Below are 14,778 nucleotides of genomic sequence, written 5' to 3' on the forward strand. Positions count from 1 at the left end.
ATATGAAAAAAATTAATATCCTTTTAATCCTGATTTCTCTGGGAATTTATTCATCCTGTGTTACTGTAAAACCTAAAATTCATAAAGACGAGCCTACCGAAAATTTTGGCTATCCGCAGGATAAAAAGGTAGAAAAATCATTTTACCTGGTGGGGGACGGGGGATATTCTCCAACCGGAGGTACTTCTGAAGGTTTGATCGCTTTTAAAAATTTTATAGATTCAGTTGAAGTTGAAGGAAATTACACCATTTTTCTTGGGGATAATATCTATCCTGTAGGAATGCCGCCTGAAGACAGCCCCCGCCGTGAATTTGCCGAATATCGTCTCGATGCTCAAATCGATGCCTTAGAAGATTACCAGGGAAATGTGGTGGTTATTCCCGGAAATCACGATTGGTATGATGAAGGTATAGCCGGTTTGGAGCGGCAAAGAGATTACACTCTGGAAAAAGTCCCTGAAAATCTTATCTGGTCACCCGACACCGGCTGCGGACTTGATATCATAGAAATCACCGATGATATTCAGCTAATCGTTATCGACTCCCAGTGGTATCTTGAAAACTGGGATAGACACCCCACCATTAACCGGGACTGCGAGCTTATAAAATCGCGGGAAGCAATGCTGCTGGAAGTAGAAACCGAATTAAAGAAAAGTCAAAACAAAACTGTGATTATAGCTTTGCATCATCCAATTCTTTCCAACGGGATTCACGGAGGCCAATATAATTTTAACAGGCATATTTACCCTACTCAAAAAAAGATTCCAATTCCGCTTTTAGGATCTTTGGCTATGCTAATTCGTACTACCGGCGGGGTTTCTATTCAGGATCTTCAGAATGAACGATACCAATCGCTGGCTCGTAGGCTTGAAACTATTGCCCACCGAAGGGAACGGGTGATTTTCGTAGCAGGGCACGAACATTCATTACAATATATCGATAACGAAAATGTGAAGCAGATCATTTCCGGCTCAGCTTCAAAAGGTACCTTTTCAACTTTGAGCAACGATGGTCGTTTCGCTTATTCAGGTCAGGGTTTTGCAGTATATGACGTTTTTGAAGATGGTTCTTCCTGGGTGAGTTTCTACGGAAACAGGGATAACAAAGCAAAAGTTTTATTCCAGAAAGAAGTTTATCCCGCCAAAGAAGAATATAATTTAGAGCAGTACGCTTCAGAATTTCCCGAAACTATCAAGGCATCGGTATATTCAGACGAGGAAACCGATATTAGTGGCCTGCACCGCACCGTTTGGGGTGAGCGCTACCGCGAACTATATGGCAGGGAAATCGAATTAAAGGTTGCCGATCTCGATACCTTATACGGAGGTTTGGAACCTTTGATCAAATCGGGTGGGCATCAAACGGTTTCAGTACGAATGAAAGATAGCCTTAACCGTGAATATAATATGCGCCGAATTCGAAAGGAGTCGGTGCAATATCTTCAAAAAGTGGCTTTTAAGGATACCCCGATTCAGGATGATATGGAGAATACAGTGGCCGAACGCCTTATGACCGATTTCTATACCGCTGCACATCCCTATGCATTTTTAGCAGTTCCCGGTTTGGCTTCTGCGGCGAATGTGCATCATACCAATCCGGAGCTTTTTTATATGCCCAAACAGCCAATCCTGGGAAGGTATAATGAAGAACACGGCGACGATATTTATATGATCGTTGAACGTCCTGAAGAAAATTGGCTGGGTGCCGAAAGCTTCGGAAGACCAAATCACGACATTGTAAGTACTACAGATATGTTTGATCGCCTAAGAAGAGATGAAAAATATAGTCTTGATGAAGCGCGATATATCCGTTCCCGAATTTTCGATATGTTAATTGGAGACTGGGACCGGCACCAGGACCAGTGGCGCTGGGCTGAAATTGAGGACCAGGAAGGGAACAGGGTTTTTGAAGCCATTCCACGAGACCGGGACCAGGTTTTTTCAAATTTTGATGGAGCTTTCTTCGGAACCCTACGTGCTTTGGCCGGGTTCGCCAATCAATTCGCTGTCTATGATGAGGATATAAAAGATATTGAATGGTTTAATATTGCCGCCGTAGGCCTCGACAGGTCATTGCTTCAGAATACCGGAAGAGAAACCTGGCTGGAAGAAGCTAAATTCATCCAGGAGAATATGACCGATGAAGCCATAGAAAAGGCCTTTGAAAAACTTCCGAAAGAAACCAGTGGGGAAGTTTTGGATGATTTGGTAAATAAACTAAAGGGCCGGCGGGATAATATCGTCGATATAGCCACCAGGTACTACGAACATATGGCTAAACTCGCCATAGTAACCGGTACCGATAAAGATGATTTTATCGATATCACCCGAATGAAAGACGGGAAAACCAGGGTTAAGATTACCAGGAATAAGGGGGGAGAACGAGCTGAAACTTTAAGCGATAAAATCTATTCCCGTGAAGTAACCAAAGATATCTGGGTATATGCATTAGACGATGACGATGAAATTTTGGTTGAAGGAGAAGGCGATAACGAAATATTTATTCGTGTTATCGGCGGATTGGGCAATGATATTTACACCATTAAAAACGGGAAAAAACTTAAAATCTATGACCACAAATCTCTTCCCAATACAGTAGTAGAGGAGGGTGGAGCCCGCTTTAGGTTTAGAGATCATTACGATATAAACACCTATGATAAGGACAAAAAGAACTTTAGAGGCGGGGCTTTTCTTCCGGGCATTGGTTTTAACCCAGATGATGGTTTTAAGATTGCGCTGGAAAACGTGCTGACTATTAATGATTTTAAGAGAAATCCTTTTACTTCCCAGCATAGGTTTGGGGGTGGATACTATTTCGCTACAAACGGATTCGATCTTTATTACGAAGGCCAGTTCGCAAATATTATTGGACGGTATAATTTGTTGGTGGGGGCTTCGTATCAAAGTCCGAATTTTGCCAGTAACTTCTTTGGCTTTGGAAATGAAACCGAAAATTTCGAGGATGAGTTGGGAATGGATTACAACCGCGTAAAAATAAGCCGATATAAGGCCAAAGCCGGGTTTGTGAATAAAACTCCCTTCGGAAGTTATTTTAGATACATGGCGAATTATGAAATTAATAAGGTTGAAAATACCGAGGGTAGGTTTATCAACGAGGAGTTTACACCGGAAGATCCTAACTTTTTCGACCGAAAATACTTTGCAGGTCTTGACGCCCTGTATCGTTATGAAAGCTATGATAATTCACTAAATCCTACCCGGGGAATGAGGTTTGAGCTTAACCTTGGTGGACAAATGAATACTGCAGATACCGAGCAACACTACGGTTATTTTAAACACCACTGGAGTTTTTATAATTCATTGGTAAGAAGCCGGAAACTGGTTCTAAAATCTCAGGTTAATGCTCATTTAAACATGGGAACGGGATATGAATTTTACCAGGCTGCGAGGCTAGGGGCCGATACCGGACTTCGCGGATATAGAATCCACAGATTTATAGGCAAGAGCGCCTTCGCGGCCGGGGGAGATCTTCGCTATAGTTTCGATGAATTCAAAACCGGATTTTTGCCGTTGCAAATGGGAGTTTTTGGAGGATATGATATAGGTAGAGTTTGGAACGATTTCGAAGAAAGCAATAAATGGCATGATAGCTTTGGGGGTGGAATTTGGATTACCAGTGCCCGGGCTGTAAATGGAACTTTAAGTCTTTTCAAAGGCTCGGAAAGCTGGCGCTTCGCCTTTGGCTTCGGATTGAAGTTTTAGAGATTATTTTACAATACTTGATATCGAATTGGGAGGCTGCATAGCCTCCCTTTTTTTATTGGCTTTTTAGAGGATTAGTATTTTTAGAAAGGGCGTTTCTTTGCCTGTGGCTTTCTTTGCCTGGGGCGTTGCCCTTCCTGGGGCTTTCTTTTCCTGGGGCCTTGCCCCAAGGTTTGATATGTCAGGCCTTCAGCCTGTTACTGGGTCGTTGCCTCAGGGTTTGGTATCTCAGGCCTTCAGCCTGGCATTGGAGTGTTGCTCTGCCTGGGGCTTTCTCTTCCTGGGGCGTTGCCCCTGGTTTTGATATTTCAGGCCTTCAGCCTGTTACTGGGGCGTTGCCTCAGGGTTTGATATGTCAGGCATTCAGCCTGGCATTGGAGTGTTGCTCTGCCTGGGGCTTTTTTTTCTTGGGGCGTTGCCCTTTCCTGGGGCGTTGCCCCTGGTTATGATATTTCAGGCCTTCAGCCTGTTACTGGGGTGTTGCCCCTGGTTATGATATTTCAGGCCTTCAGCCTGTTACTGGGGCGTTGCCCCTGGTTATGATATTTCAGGCCTTCAGCCTGTTACTGGGGCGTTGCCCCTGGTTATGATTTCAGGCCTTCAGCCTGTTACTGGGGTGTTGTCCGTGGTTTTGATATTATCAGGCTTTCAGTCTGATTACTTTTTTAGGCTGCTGTGAAATTTGTTATGATTCTTCTGAATTTTGGGGGTTTTGTTTTACCTGAAGAGAATTGGTGAAATCTATAGTGCGAATTGGGAAAGGAATATTGATGTCGTTTTGGTCGAATGCTTTTTTTACCGCGATAATAGCTTTGCTTTTTGCAATTAAAACGTCACGGTTGCTGTTCACATCGGTCCAGAATCGAACTACAAAATTGATCGAGCTGTCGGCAAATTCGGTATACATAAACTCAACTTCCTCGTTTGAATTTGGCGGGAAAAGTTCTTTAATAGTTTCCAGAGTAAGATTTTTTACAAATTCCAGGTTAGAACTGTAATGTACTCCGCAATTCAACATCACCCTACTGCGCAAGGTTGAGGAGAAATTTTTAAAGGGACTTTCTACAATTTTGGAGTTAGGAATAACCACATAATTATTGTCTGCTCCCTTAATTACGATATTGCGTAGGTTGATTTCAGTAACTCTTCCTGCATATTCGTTGGTTTCTACCCAATCTCCAATCTGAATTTCTGGTAAGAAGCTGAGTATAACCCCAGAAAAAGTGTTGTTTAGAGTGCCCTGTAAGGCCAGACCAATGGCCAGACCAACTACACCGGCACCTGCCAGTACAGAAGTAAGAAGTTTATCCAGATTAAGTAGTCCCAGGGCAATAAAAAATCCTGCAAGGATGATAACAACCTTGAGGATTTTTATAATAATTTCCTTTATAGAAGCCTGTTTAACCCGTCTTAATAATGTTTTGTTTAATATTCTTCCGGCAAATTTGGCCAGGAATAAGAACAATACAAATACGAGAATTGCCAAAAGGAAGTTTGGCAGGTTTAGGATGAGAGAATCCAGCCAGCCGGCAAGTTTGTCGTAAATTCCGCTCACCGATTCTTTAAGACTGAATTCTTCTTCCATCTAAATTTTATTTCTTTGACTTTTTAACCGGTTTCAATCCTTCATTGGTTTTCATTTTCCAGGCATCGAGCATCCAGCTCGTTTTTTCCAGCTCGCGAATATAAGCACCAATAAGATCTATAGTACCTTCATCTTTAGCCTCATCGGCAACTTCTACCACTTTGCGCATTTGGCTGAGTAATTTGCCATGATCCTCCAATAAAGTTTTTATCATTGCCGAGTCGCTTAAATCTGATTTAGACTCTTCAACATTCGAGGCTTTGAGATAATCACTCAGATTGCTGGTGGGTTGATAGCGTAATGTTAATACCCGCTCGGCGATTTCATCGATTTTTACTTTGGCGTCGTCATAGAGTTCTTCAAACTTTTCATGAAGATCGAAGAAATTCTTTCCGAAGATATTCCAGTGAAAATTGCGGAGTTTTTGATAATATAAATGATAATCGGCCAGCAATATGTTTAATTGCTGAACGGTTTTTTCTGTTTTAGCTTTATCAAGACCTAAATAATCCATAGTTTTTATTTATTGATATTTTAAATTCAATACAAAATTATAATAGTAGAATCCTAAAACCAAAGTTCAGAGGGGTTTTAGTAGAAGTTTAACTCCTATTCGCTAATTGGGCGATTATCCTTTAGATCCAGTTTATCTATCATAGCTTTAGAAACCTGCCCGCTCGAAACACCATAGCCATCAACTAAAACGCCTTTTCGGCCCGAGGTGGTGGTGATGGCATACAGAATAGCGTTATCATCGGGGTTGCTCATACCCTCAAATCTTAAAACCTTGTCCACATCAAATTCTTCTACCCCAAAGGTTTCCTGTTTGGATTTTAATTCAATTTTTTCGTCAAGCAGGTTGAAGTCATGTTCATAGCCCTCTTCGAGTTTTAATTTATTAATAGCCTGGGATAAAGTTCCGTAGTCTTTCATCGTTTTTATTTTGATTATTTGAAAGACTTAAATTACGGTGATACCGGGGTTTTTGCAAATGGGGGCGGTGGTTTAGGATAAGTTTAACGGGGCTTCAGGAGTTCTCCGAAGCTTATTCGTTGCGGTTATTTCTTCCGAAGAATCCTAACGGAAAAATGAGAAAGATAAATAAATACCACCCGGTTAAAATTCCTACAAGGGTTATTAGTGCAGCAAGAATTAAATACCAGTATTTTTTTAAAAATTTCATAGCAACAGAATGATCAACAACAGGCTTAGCAGGTATAATAACCAATAGGATTTTAGCTGATGTGGGTTATTTCCAAAGAGTATTTGGGTGAGTTTAAAGTAAAAGCCTCGGTTTTTCGCAATATGATTATAGAAATGATCGCTAAATTTTCTGAATATAGAACTTTTATGATACCATTTATGCCAGGCCTCGTTCCCTGCGTGATACAAAGCGCGATAAGCTGAATCTGGTCCTGAATAAACTTTGCCATCGGGTTCGATAAGCCTGCTCGCTTTTTTAAACTCTTTTAAAGGAATATCGGGAAATTTTCCGGACAGTTTTTGATAGGTTTCGTAGTGTAAGCGGTTGGGAGTTTTGATTTCCCAGGTGGTTTTCCAGAATTTACAAAATCCGCAGTCTCCATCCCAAACCAGGGTTGGCATCTCGGGCGGGTATTTGGTACATAATATTTTTGCAAACATAATTAGGTTGGTAAGCTATACGAAAATACAGTAAATTAGGAGCGAATGGCAAACCAGAAATTCATAAAAACCTATTAAAACTGGGCTTAGTTAAATTTTTAATTAAATAATTTCTACTTTTATAAAATATTTTATCAATACTGTAACTTATGAAAGGCAAAATCACCCTAAAAGAGCTGGCAAAATTATTAAATGTTTCAGTTTCAACGGTTTCAAAGGCATTGCACGACAGTCCGGAGATTAGCCCTAAAACAGTAGAGCGGGTAAAAGAGTTGGCGAAGTTGCATAATTACCGGCCCAATCCCGTGGCGGTTAATTTAAAGAGCAGCAAAAGCGGAACCATTGGGGTAATTATTCCGAATATTTCAAACAGTTTTTTTGCTAATGTGTTGTCGGGAATCGAGGAGAGAGCGCAGCAGGCCGGGCTTCAGGTGATTACATATATCTCTAACGAGAGTTTAGATCGTGAGAAGCAAATTGTAGAAATGCTTACCTCTGGTTTTGTAGATGGGGTTTTGGTGGCTATTTCAGAAGAAACTCAGCGTAAAAAAGAATATGAACATCTTAATACCTTAATAGATTATAATATTCCTGTCATCCTGTATGACCGAACTCACGCCGATCTTGAGGTAGATAAAATTGGGATTGATGACGAACAGACTTTTGCCGAGCTAACAAAAATGTTTCTTCAGAAAGGTTTAAAAAAGATAGGTATTGCTACTTCTATTCATCATCTAGGAGTTGGAAAGTTGCGAATTACAGGTTATAAAGAAGCTCTTCCCGATAAGGAAAAGGACTTTTATATCGCCAATTCTTCCAGGCCCGAGGTGTTGAGGGAAAAAATAGAACGTATGCTGGTTGAAGATAGAATCGAGGCGGTATTGTGTTCAGATTTTGAAAGTACTATGCAGGTTTATCGAACGGCTTATGAGAAAAATATTCGCATTCCGCAGGATTTGAAGGTAATAGGCTTTATTTCAAAAGATATTGCAACCTACCTGGCTCCAAGTATAAGCTATATAGATCAGTTTCCTGAAAAAATAGGAAGGGGTGCTATGGATATGTTGATTGAGCGATTGGAAAACCGTGTTCCCAAAGGAAATGCGGTACGTGAAAAGACTATTAGTACCCGGTTGGAACAGTTGGAGAGTACGGAATTCGGGAATTGATATTATTGGAGTAGGATTAAGTTTGTTGCCTGTTGCCCGATCCCGGTTATTTAGTCTTTAGGCGGTAGTCTCTGGACTTATTTTAGCTTTTGCCAAGAATTCATTTGGACTTTTTTCATGTTTCCCTGTATCGGGGTAATTGACAGAGCCCTACAGCATGCGGATGACGCAGATGATTTAGATTTTTTGAAATGTTTTGAGGGATTAGAATATTTGTAACCAGGTATGAAACCGTGGTCTGGATTTAGTTTTTAAATTAACCCCTTAGAATCTTGGCCACCTCACCTTAAACTTTACGAAACGTTTTTCAAGTCTGTTAATTAGTAATTGTCTTTAATTTAAATACCTGTATCGGTCAAAGTTTTCCGCTATCATCACTGCGCAATACCATCTTCCCTTGAGAAGAGCTTTTCTACATTAATTTTTAAAGAGAACTTGATATTTAGCCTGAAGGCCTAGAGGATGTAGCTAATACCAAAGCTGTTGGCCAGCTGACACGATATGTTTACCAGCCTGCAGGGTAGCAAAAGAACTGTAATAAGATTACTTTATTACTATAAGAAGAGAAATTTCAAAATAAAAATGAAGTTTGCCGGATATACATCTTTAAGCTTTCTTTAGCACTTGACTAAAGAAGAAAGTTTACCTTTGCCGCTGTTAAAATGTTAAAATTCCCATTTCTACATGATTGATTTTCCGAAGGAAAAAATTGCCGGTAAAACTATTCTAGTCACAGGGGGTGCGGGATTCATCGGATCCAATTTATGTGAAACCTTGCTTTCATTGGATGCTAACGTGATTTGTCTTGATAATTTCGCTACCGGTCATCGCCATAATCTTAATGCATTTAAGGATAATTCAGAATTCACATTAATTGAAGGAGATATCCGCGACCTGGAAACCTGTAAGGAAGCCTGTGAAGGAGTGGATTATGTACTGCACCAGGCAGCTCTTGGATCTGTGCCCAGGTCTATTAATGATCCAATCACCAGTAATGAAGTGAATATTTCGGGTTTTCTGAATATGCTGGTTGCGGCTAGAGATGCAGGAGTGAAACGAATGGTATATGCCGCGAGTTCCTCCACTTATGGCGATTCAGAAAAATTGCCTAAAATTGAAGATGAGATTGGGAAGCCGCTTTCTCCATATGCGATCACTAAGTATGTAAACGAATTATATGCAGATATCTTCCAGAAAGCTTATAGTTTTGACACTATAGGCTTAAGATATTTCAATGTTTTTGGTAGAAAACAGGATCCCAATGGTGCGTATGCAGCTGTAATCCCGAAATTCGTGATGCAATTTATGAAGCATGAGAGCCCGGTGATAAACGGAGATGGGACTTATTCCAGGGATTTTACATACATAGATAATGTGCTTCAAATGAACTTGCTGGCGATGACCTCAGATAACCCTGAAGCAGTTAATGAAGTTTATAATACAGCAGTAGGAGACAGAACCAATCTCGTTGAGTTGACCCAACTTCTAAAAAAACACCTTTCAGATTTCGATTCCAAAATTTTTGAAGTAGAGGTAAAGCACGGGCCAAACCGTCCCGGGGATATCCCACACTCTTTAGCTTCCGTTGAAAAAGCTGAAAAACTTTTAGGTTATAAACCATCACATAAAATTGAAGAGGGAATAAAAGAAGCGGTAGATTGGTATTGGGAGAATTTAAGATAAACTTGGAGACTTGGGGATTTGGAGTTGAGAAGACTGGGAGAAAAGGTGACGGGGAGATTTTTTTTATATTGATTGATTTGAAAATTATAAATCATGGCTAAAATAGAAACTCATAAGGATTTAAGGGTTTATCAACTGTCATTTGAGGCAGGGATGGATGTTTTTGGCCTTTCAAAAGTATTTCCTACGGAAGAAAAATTCTCTTTAACGGATCAAATTCGTAGATCTTCAAGGTCTGTTTCCGGAAATTTAGCTGAAGCCTGGAGAAAACGAAAGTATCCAAAATCGTTCGTGTCTAAATTAGTTGATTGTGAAGGTGAAGCCGCCGAAACCCAGGTGTGGCTGGATTATGCTCTTGCATGCGAATATATTAATGATGAAAAACATAAACCAATTTTCGAAAAATATAATGCCATTTTAGGGATGTTAGTTAATATGAGAATTAACCCATCGAAATGGACACTTTAATTGATACAAATGAATAAAAATATTAAAAACTCCCCTGATCACCCAATCACCTCTTCCCCCTCGAAGAGAATCGCCGTAATAGGTTTGGGCTATGTTGGTTTACCACTAGCTAGATTATTCGCCACAAAATACCCGGTAGTGGGTTTCGATATTAATAATGCTCGAGTTCAGGAGCTTAGAGAAGGTCACGATTCCACCCTGGAAGTGGAGGATGATATTCTTCAATCAACCTTAGTCCAAAAGGATGAATTGAACAATGGTAACGGACTTTTCTGTTCTGCAGATCTTGAAGATATCAAAGATTGTAATTATTACATTATCACTGTACCCACCCCGGTAGACAAAAATAACCGTCCTGACCTTACTCCGCTTTACAAATCGAGCGAGACTGTTGGAAAGGTTCTAAAGAAGGGAGATATAGTAATCTATGAATCAACCGTATATCCCGGGGTGACTGAAGATGAATGTGTGCCGGTTTTGGAGAAAACCAGTGGGATGAGGTTTAATGAAGATTTTTTTGTAGGCTATTCTCCGGAAAGAATTAATCCGGGCGATAAGGAGCATACCGTGGAAAAAATTCTAAAAGTAACTGCCGGTTCTACTCCTGAAGTGGGGAAAAAGGTAGATGAGCTTTATGCTGAAGTAATTACTGCCGGAACTCATTTAGCGCCAACTATCAAAGTGGCTGAAGCTGCAAAGGTTATCGAGAACTCACAGCGCGATATCAATATCGCCTTTGTGAATGAGCTGGCTAAGATCTTTAATATGATGGATATCGATACCCAGGATGTCCTGGAAGCTGCGGGAACGAAATGGAATTTCCTTCCGTTTAAACCGGGACTTGTTGGCGGTCATTGCATTGGGGTAGATCCATATTATCTCGCACAAAAAGCCCAGGAGATCGGATATCATCCCGAGATAATTTTGGCCGGAAGAAGAATGAACGACTCTATGGGGCAATATGTGGCTTCAGAAGTAGTTAAACTCATGCTGCAAAATGATCAAAAGGTTAAGGGAGCAAACATTTTGGTTTTGGGAATTACTTTTAAGGAAAACTGTCCTGATGTAAGAAACACAAAAGTGGTAGATGTGATTAAAAACCTTAAAGAATACGGAACAAATGTTACCATCTATGATCCGCTTGCAAACCCGGAAGAGGTAAAGCATGAATACGGTCTTAAGACCACCCGTGAACTTCCGAAAGAAAATTTTGACGCGGTTGTTTTAGCAGTTGCTCATAAAGAGTTTTTGGAACTAGATCTGGACCAATTGAAGAATGGGAGCACTGTGGTTTATGATGTGAAGGGAGTGCTTGGAGATAGGTGTGATAAAAAGCTTTAGTTCGAGAGCCGTTAATTAGTGAGTCGGGATTCGAGGCGCGTTTATTTGTGAGCCGAGAGTCGTTAATGCGGGAGGCGTGGTTGGTGAGTTCGGGATTCGTTAATTCGAGAGACGTGAAGTCGTGATTCGTTAATCTGAGAATTGGGAAGATTATTTGGATTTAATTTACTTAAAAAAACTATTTGAAAATATTTTCGAACTAACGAAATAACGAAACATGGCCGATAGTTTTGAAAGCCTGGAATGTTGGCAGAGATGTAATGAGTTGAAAATGTTTTTGAAAGAGAATGTTCTTCAAAAATTACCATCATCAGAGCGATATGAATTATATAGTCAGATATTAAGAGCTTCCCGATCTGCTACAGCTAATATAGCTGAGGGGTGGGGAAGGTATCATTTTAAGGATAATATCAAATTTTTGGTAAATGCACGTGGTTCGGTAGCAGAAATATTAGACCATGCTCTTGAAGCGAGATCCTGGGATTATATTTCTGATGAAACTTTAAAAGAAACCCGAAGTCAAACTACCCGATGTATGCAGGTAATTAATGGCTACATAAGATATTTAAGAAAATCAAACGAGTAAATTTGCAAAAAAAATAATATAGTTAACGAAGACGTAGTCACGAAAAAGGTACTAACATGTTGCCGAACTAACGAATTCACGAATTAACGAACTAACGAATAATGAAAATAAAAAACATATGTTGCATCGGTGCCGGTTATGTTGGAGGGCCAACAATGGCAGTGATTGCGCAAAAGTGTCCGGAGATAAGCGTAACGGTTGTTGATATTAACGAAGCCAGGATTAATGCCTGGAATGATGAGGACGTGGAAAATATTCCGATCTATGAGCCCGGGCTTTCAAAGGTTGTGGCTGAAGCGCGAGGTAGAAACCTGTTTTTTTCTACCGATGTGGACGCTGCGATAGATAAGGCTGATATGATCTTTATTTCGGTAAATACACCTACGAAAACCTACGGAATAGGAAAGGGAATGGCTGCCGATCTAAAGTTTATTGAGCTTTGTGCTCGCCAAATTGCCAGGGTATCGAAAACCGATAAGATCGTAGTTGAGAAATCTACTTTACCCGTGCGTACTGCTGAAGCTTTGAAGAATATACTTGACAATACAGGGAATGGAGTAAATTATCAAATTTTATCGAACCCTGAATTTTTAGCTGAAGGCACCGCCGTAGACGATTTGATGAATCCCGATAGGGTTTTAATTGGTGGTGATATAGATACCCCTGAAGGAAAAGAAGCAGTTGAAGCCTTGGTAGACGTATACGCGCATTGGGTGCCCAGGGAGAGATTGCTTACTACCAATGTATGGTCTTCTGAATTATCAAAATTAACTGCCAACGCATTTTTAGCACAGCGGGTTTCCAGCATCAATGCGATGAGCGAATTATGCGAGAAAACTGGAGCAGATGTGAATGAAGTTGCCAAAGCAGTGGGAATGGACTCCAGAATTGGGTCTAAATTCCTCAAATCTTCAGTTGGATTTGGAGGTTCCTGTTTTCAGAAAGATATTTTAAACCTGGTCTATATTTCAAAATCCTTCGGATTAAACGAGGTAGCCGATTATTGGGAGCAGGTAATTTTGATGAACGATCATCAAAAAAGAAGATTTGCAGCTAAAATAGTGCAGACCCTTTTTAATACTGTTTCCGGAAAGAAAATAGCATTACTCGGCTGGGCATTTAAGAAAGATACCAACGACACCCGGGAATCGGCTGCTATTTATGTAGGAGACTATTTATTGAACGAACAGGCCGAGATCGTGGTATATGATCCAAAAGTAAAACCAGAGCAAATCTATGCTGATCTGGATTATTTAAACACTCGTTCTTCGGAGGAAAACCGGGCCAGAGTACAAGTGGTCACTACCCCGTATGAAGCAGCAATAGAGGCTCATGCCGTTGCTGTATTAACGGAATGGGATGAATTCAAAGAACTGGATTGGAAAAAAATATATAATGAAATGCTAAAACCGGCTTTCCTTTTTGATGGAAGAAGAATATTGAAAAGGAAATCAAAAGAAGGAATAGGATTCGAATTTTATGCAATAGGAAGTTAAAATTTAATTATGAAAGTACTAATTACAGGAGGTGCAGGGTTTATCGGTTCTCACGTGGTGAGATTATTTGTCAATAAATACCCGAGTTATCAAATTTATAATTTGGATAAATTGACTTACGCCGGTAATCTTGAGAATTTGAGGGATGTAGAGAATTCTGAAAATTATTCTTTCTTAAAAGCAGATATTAATGACGCAGATAAGATGGATAGTCTTTTTAAGAAATATAAATTTGATGGAGTTATTCATCTTGCTGCAGAATCACATGTAGACCGCTCTATTACTGATCCACTTGCTTTTGTAAGAACAAATGTTATTGGCACCCTAAACTTATTAAACGCTGCCCAGAAGACCTGGAAGCACAAGTTTGAGAATAAACTTTTCTATCATGTAAGTACAGATGAAGTATATGGGAGCTTGGGGCCAGAAGGTTTATTTACTGAAAATACTTCCTATGATCCTAATTCACCTTATTCGGCTTCTAAAGCAAGTTCAGATCATTTCGTTAGAGCTTACGGGGAAACCTACGGGCTTCCCTACATAATTTCTAATTGTTCAAATAATTATGGTCCCAATCAATTTCCGGAAAAGCTAATTCCTCTATTTATTCATAATATTATTCATAATAAAAACCTGCCTGTTTATGGGGATGGAAAGTATACCAGGGACTGGTTGTTTGTTAAAGATCATGCGACGGCGATAGATCTTGCTTTTCATACGGGTAAAATAAAGGAGACATACAATATTGGAGGATTTAATGAATGGCAAAATATTGATTTAATCCATCTGCTTTGCGAAATTATGGATAGGAAATTAGACCGAAAAGAAGGGGAGTCAGCTAAACTTATCGCCTATGTGAAAGATAGGCCTGGGCACGATAAGCGTTACGCTATAGACGCCGCCAAAATCAGCAAAGAGCTTAGGTGGAAGCCATCAGTAACATTTGAACAGGGTTTGGAAAAAACAATCGACTGGTATCTTAAAAATGAAGATTGGCTCCAAAATGTCACTAGTGGAGCATATCAGGATTATTATATGAGCCAATATTCAAAATAAAATAATTTGCGGTATTCGCATTAAATGA

Annotated in this window: 13 protein-coding genes; 8 read left to right on the plus strand and 5 right to left on the minus strand. The window is 40.0% G+C overall.

All coding sequences use genetic code 11. From position 1 onward, the window contains the following. Positions 1–2: 2 nt before the first annotated feature. Positions 3–3,722, plus strand: a complete 3,720-nt coding sequence (locus ACW6QP_RS05580) for a metallophosphoesterase (RefSeq protein ID WP_457909868.1) — start codon at positions 3–5, stop codon at positions 3,720–3,722. Between the two features lie 685 nt (positions 3,723–4,407). Here the strand turns inward: ACW6QP_RS05580 and ACW6QP_RS05585 are convergent. The 5 genes from ACW6QP_RS05585 to ACW6QP_RS05605 form a co-directional block, all read right to left on the minus strand. Further along, positions 4,408–5,307, minus strand: coding sequence for a mechanosensitive ion channel family protein (locus ACW6QP_RS05585; protein WP_457909869.1), 900 nt, complete (start codon positions 5,305–5,307; stop codon positions 4,408–4,410). Positions 5,308–5,314: 7 nt separating this feature from the next. After that, on the minus strand, positions 5,315–5,821 hold the full coding sequence (locus ACW6QP_RS05590) for a Dps family protein (RefSeq protein WP_457909870.1): 507 nt from the start codon (positions 5,819–5,821) through the stop codon (positions 5,315–5,317). Positions 5,822–5,916: 95 nt separating this feature from the next. After that, entirely contained in the window at positions 5,917–6,240 is a 324-nt protein-coding gene (locus ACW6QP_RS05595; RefSeq protein ID WP_457909871.1) for a phosphoribosylpyrophosphate synthetase, read from the minus strand. A gap of 112 nt (positions 6,241–6,352) precedes the next feature. Further along, positions 6,353–6,490, minus strand: a complete 138-nt coding sequence (locus ACW6QP_RS05600) for a hypothetical protein (protein WP_457909872.1) — start codon at positions 6,488–6,490, stop codon at positions 6,353–6,355. Then, positions 6,487–6,951, minus strand: coding sequence for a thiol-disulfide oxidoreductase DCC family protein (locus ACW6QP_RS05605; RefSeq protein WP_457909873.1), 465 nt, complete (start codon positions 6,949–6,951; stop codon positions 6,487–6,489). Before ACW6QP_RS05605 ends, ACW6QP_RS05600 begins: the two co-directional genes overlap by 4 nt. Before the next feature lie 149 nt (positions 6,952–7,100). Between ACW6QP_RS05605 and ACW6QP_RS05610 the strand changes: the two genes are divergently transcribed. The 7 genes from ACW6QP_RS05610 to rfbB all read left to right on the plus strand — a co-directional run bounded on the left by ACW6QP_RS05610 (position 7,101) and on the right by rfbB (position 14,750). After that, the gene (locus ACW6QP_RS05610) at positions 7,101–8,120 is read left to right on the plus strand and encodes a LacI family DNA-binding transcriptional regulator (protein ID WP_457909874.1); all 1,020 of its coding nucleotides are present in this window, start codon (positions 7,101–7,103) and stop codon (positions 8,118–8,120) included. A 684-nt stretch (positions 8,121–8,804) separates the two neighbouring features. Beyond that, positions 8,805–9,803, plus strand: a complete 999-nt coding sequence (locus ACW6QP_RS05615; protein ID WP_457909875.1) for an SDR family oxidoreductase — start codon at positions 8,805–8,807, stop codon at positions 9,801–9,803. Positions 9,804–9,896: 93 nt separating this feature from the next. After that, entirely contained in the window at positions 9,897–10,271 is a 375-nt protein-coding gene (locus ACW6QP_RS05620; RefSeq protein ID WP_457909876.1) for a four helix bundle protein, read from the plus strand. 9 nt (positions 10,272–10,280) lie between these two features. Next, complete coding sequence (locus ACW6QP_RS05625) at positions 10,281–11,612, plus strand: nucleotide sugar dehydrogenase (protein WP_457909877.1); 1,332 nt, start codon at positions 10,281–10,283, stop codon at positions 11,610–11,612. Positions 11,613–11,829: 217 nt separating this feature from the next. Then, a complete protein-coding gene (locus tag ACW6QP_RS05630) occupies positions 11,830–12,198 on the plus strand; it encodes a four helix bundle protein (protein ID WP_457909878.1) in 369 nt (122 codons plus the stop codon). A 101-nt stretch (positions 12,199–12,299) separates the two neighbouring features. After that, positions 12,300–13,694 (plus strand): UDP-glucose 6-dehydrogenase, encoded by a 1,395-nt coding sequence (locus ACW6QP_RS05635; RefSeq protein WP_457909879.1) that lies wholly within the window; start codon positions 12,300–12,302, stop codon positions 13,692–13,694. A 9-nt stretch (positions 13,695–13,703) separates the two neighbouring features. Continuing rightward, complete coding sequence (rfbB, locus tag ACW6QP_RS05640) at positions 13,704–14,750, plus strand: dTDP-glucose 4,6-dehydratase (RefSeq protein WP_457909880.1); 1,047 nt, start codon at positions 13,704–13,706, stop codon at positions 14,748–14,750. Positions 14,751–14,778 lie beyond the last annotated feature (28 nt).

The sequence above is a fragment of the Salegentibacter haimaensis genome (assembly GCF_054121495.1).

Bases quoted from the DNA above. Each gene is read 5' to 3' on its own strand.
- ACW6QP_RS05580 (WP_457909868.1), top strand. From the start codon at position 3: ATGAAAAAAATTAATATCCTTTTAATCCTGATTTCTCTGGGAATTTAT.
- ACW6QP_RS05585 (WP_457909869.1), bottom strand. From the start codon at position 5,307: ATGGAAGAAGAATTCAGTCTTAAAGAATCGGTGAGCGGAATTTACGAC.
- ACW6QP_RS05590 (WP_457909870.1), bottom strand. From the start codon at position 5,821: ATGGATTATTTAGGTCTTGATAAAGCTAAAACAGAAAAAACCGTTCAG.
- ACW6QP_RS05595 (WP_457909871.1), bottom strand. From the start codon at position 6,240: ATGAAAGACTACGGAACTTTATCCCAGGCTATTAATAAATTAAAACTC.
- ACW6QP_RS05600 (WP_457909872.1), bottom strand. From the start codon at position 6,490: ATGAAATTTTTAAAAAAATACTGGTATTTAATTCTTGCTGCACTAATA.
- ACW6QP_RS05605 (WP_457909873.1), bottom strand. From the start codon at position 6,951: ATGTTTGCAAAAATATTATGTACCAAATACCCGCCCGAGATGCCAACC.
- ACW6QP_RS05610 (WP_457909874.1), top strand. From the start codon at position 7,101: ATGAAAGGCAAAATCACCCTAAAAGAGCTGGCAAAATTATTAAATGTT.
- ACW6QP_RS05615 (WP_457909875.1), top strand. From the start codon at position 8,805: ATGATTGATTTTCCGAAGGAAAAAATTGCCGGTAAAACTATTCTAGTC.
- ACW6QP_RS05620 (WP_457909876.1), top strand. From the start codon at position 9,897: ATGGCTAAAATAGAAACTCATAAGGATTTAAGGGTTTATCAACTGTCA.
- ACW6QP_RS05625 (WP_457909877.1), top strand. From the start codon at position 10,281: ATGAATAAAAATATTAAAAACTCCCCTGATCACCCAATCACCTCTTCC.
- ACW6QP_RS05630 (WP_457909878.1), top strand. From the start codon at position 11,830: ATGGCCGATAGTTTTGAAAGCCTGGAATGTTGGCAGAGATGTAATGAG.
- ACW6QP_RS05635 (WP_457909879.1), top strand. From the start codon at position 12,300: ATGAAAATAAAAAACATATGTTGCATCGGTGCCGGTTATGTTGGAGGG.
- rfbB (WP_457909880.1), top strand. From the start codon at position 13,704: ATGAAAGTACTAATTACAGGAGGTGCAGGGTTTATCGGTTCTCACGTG.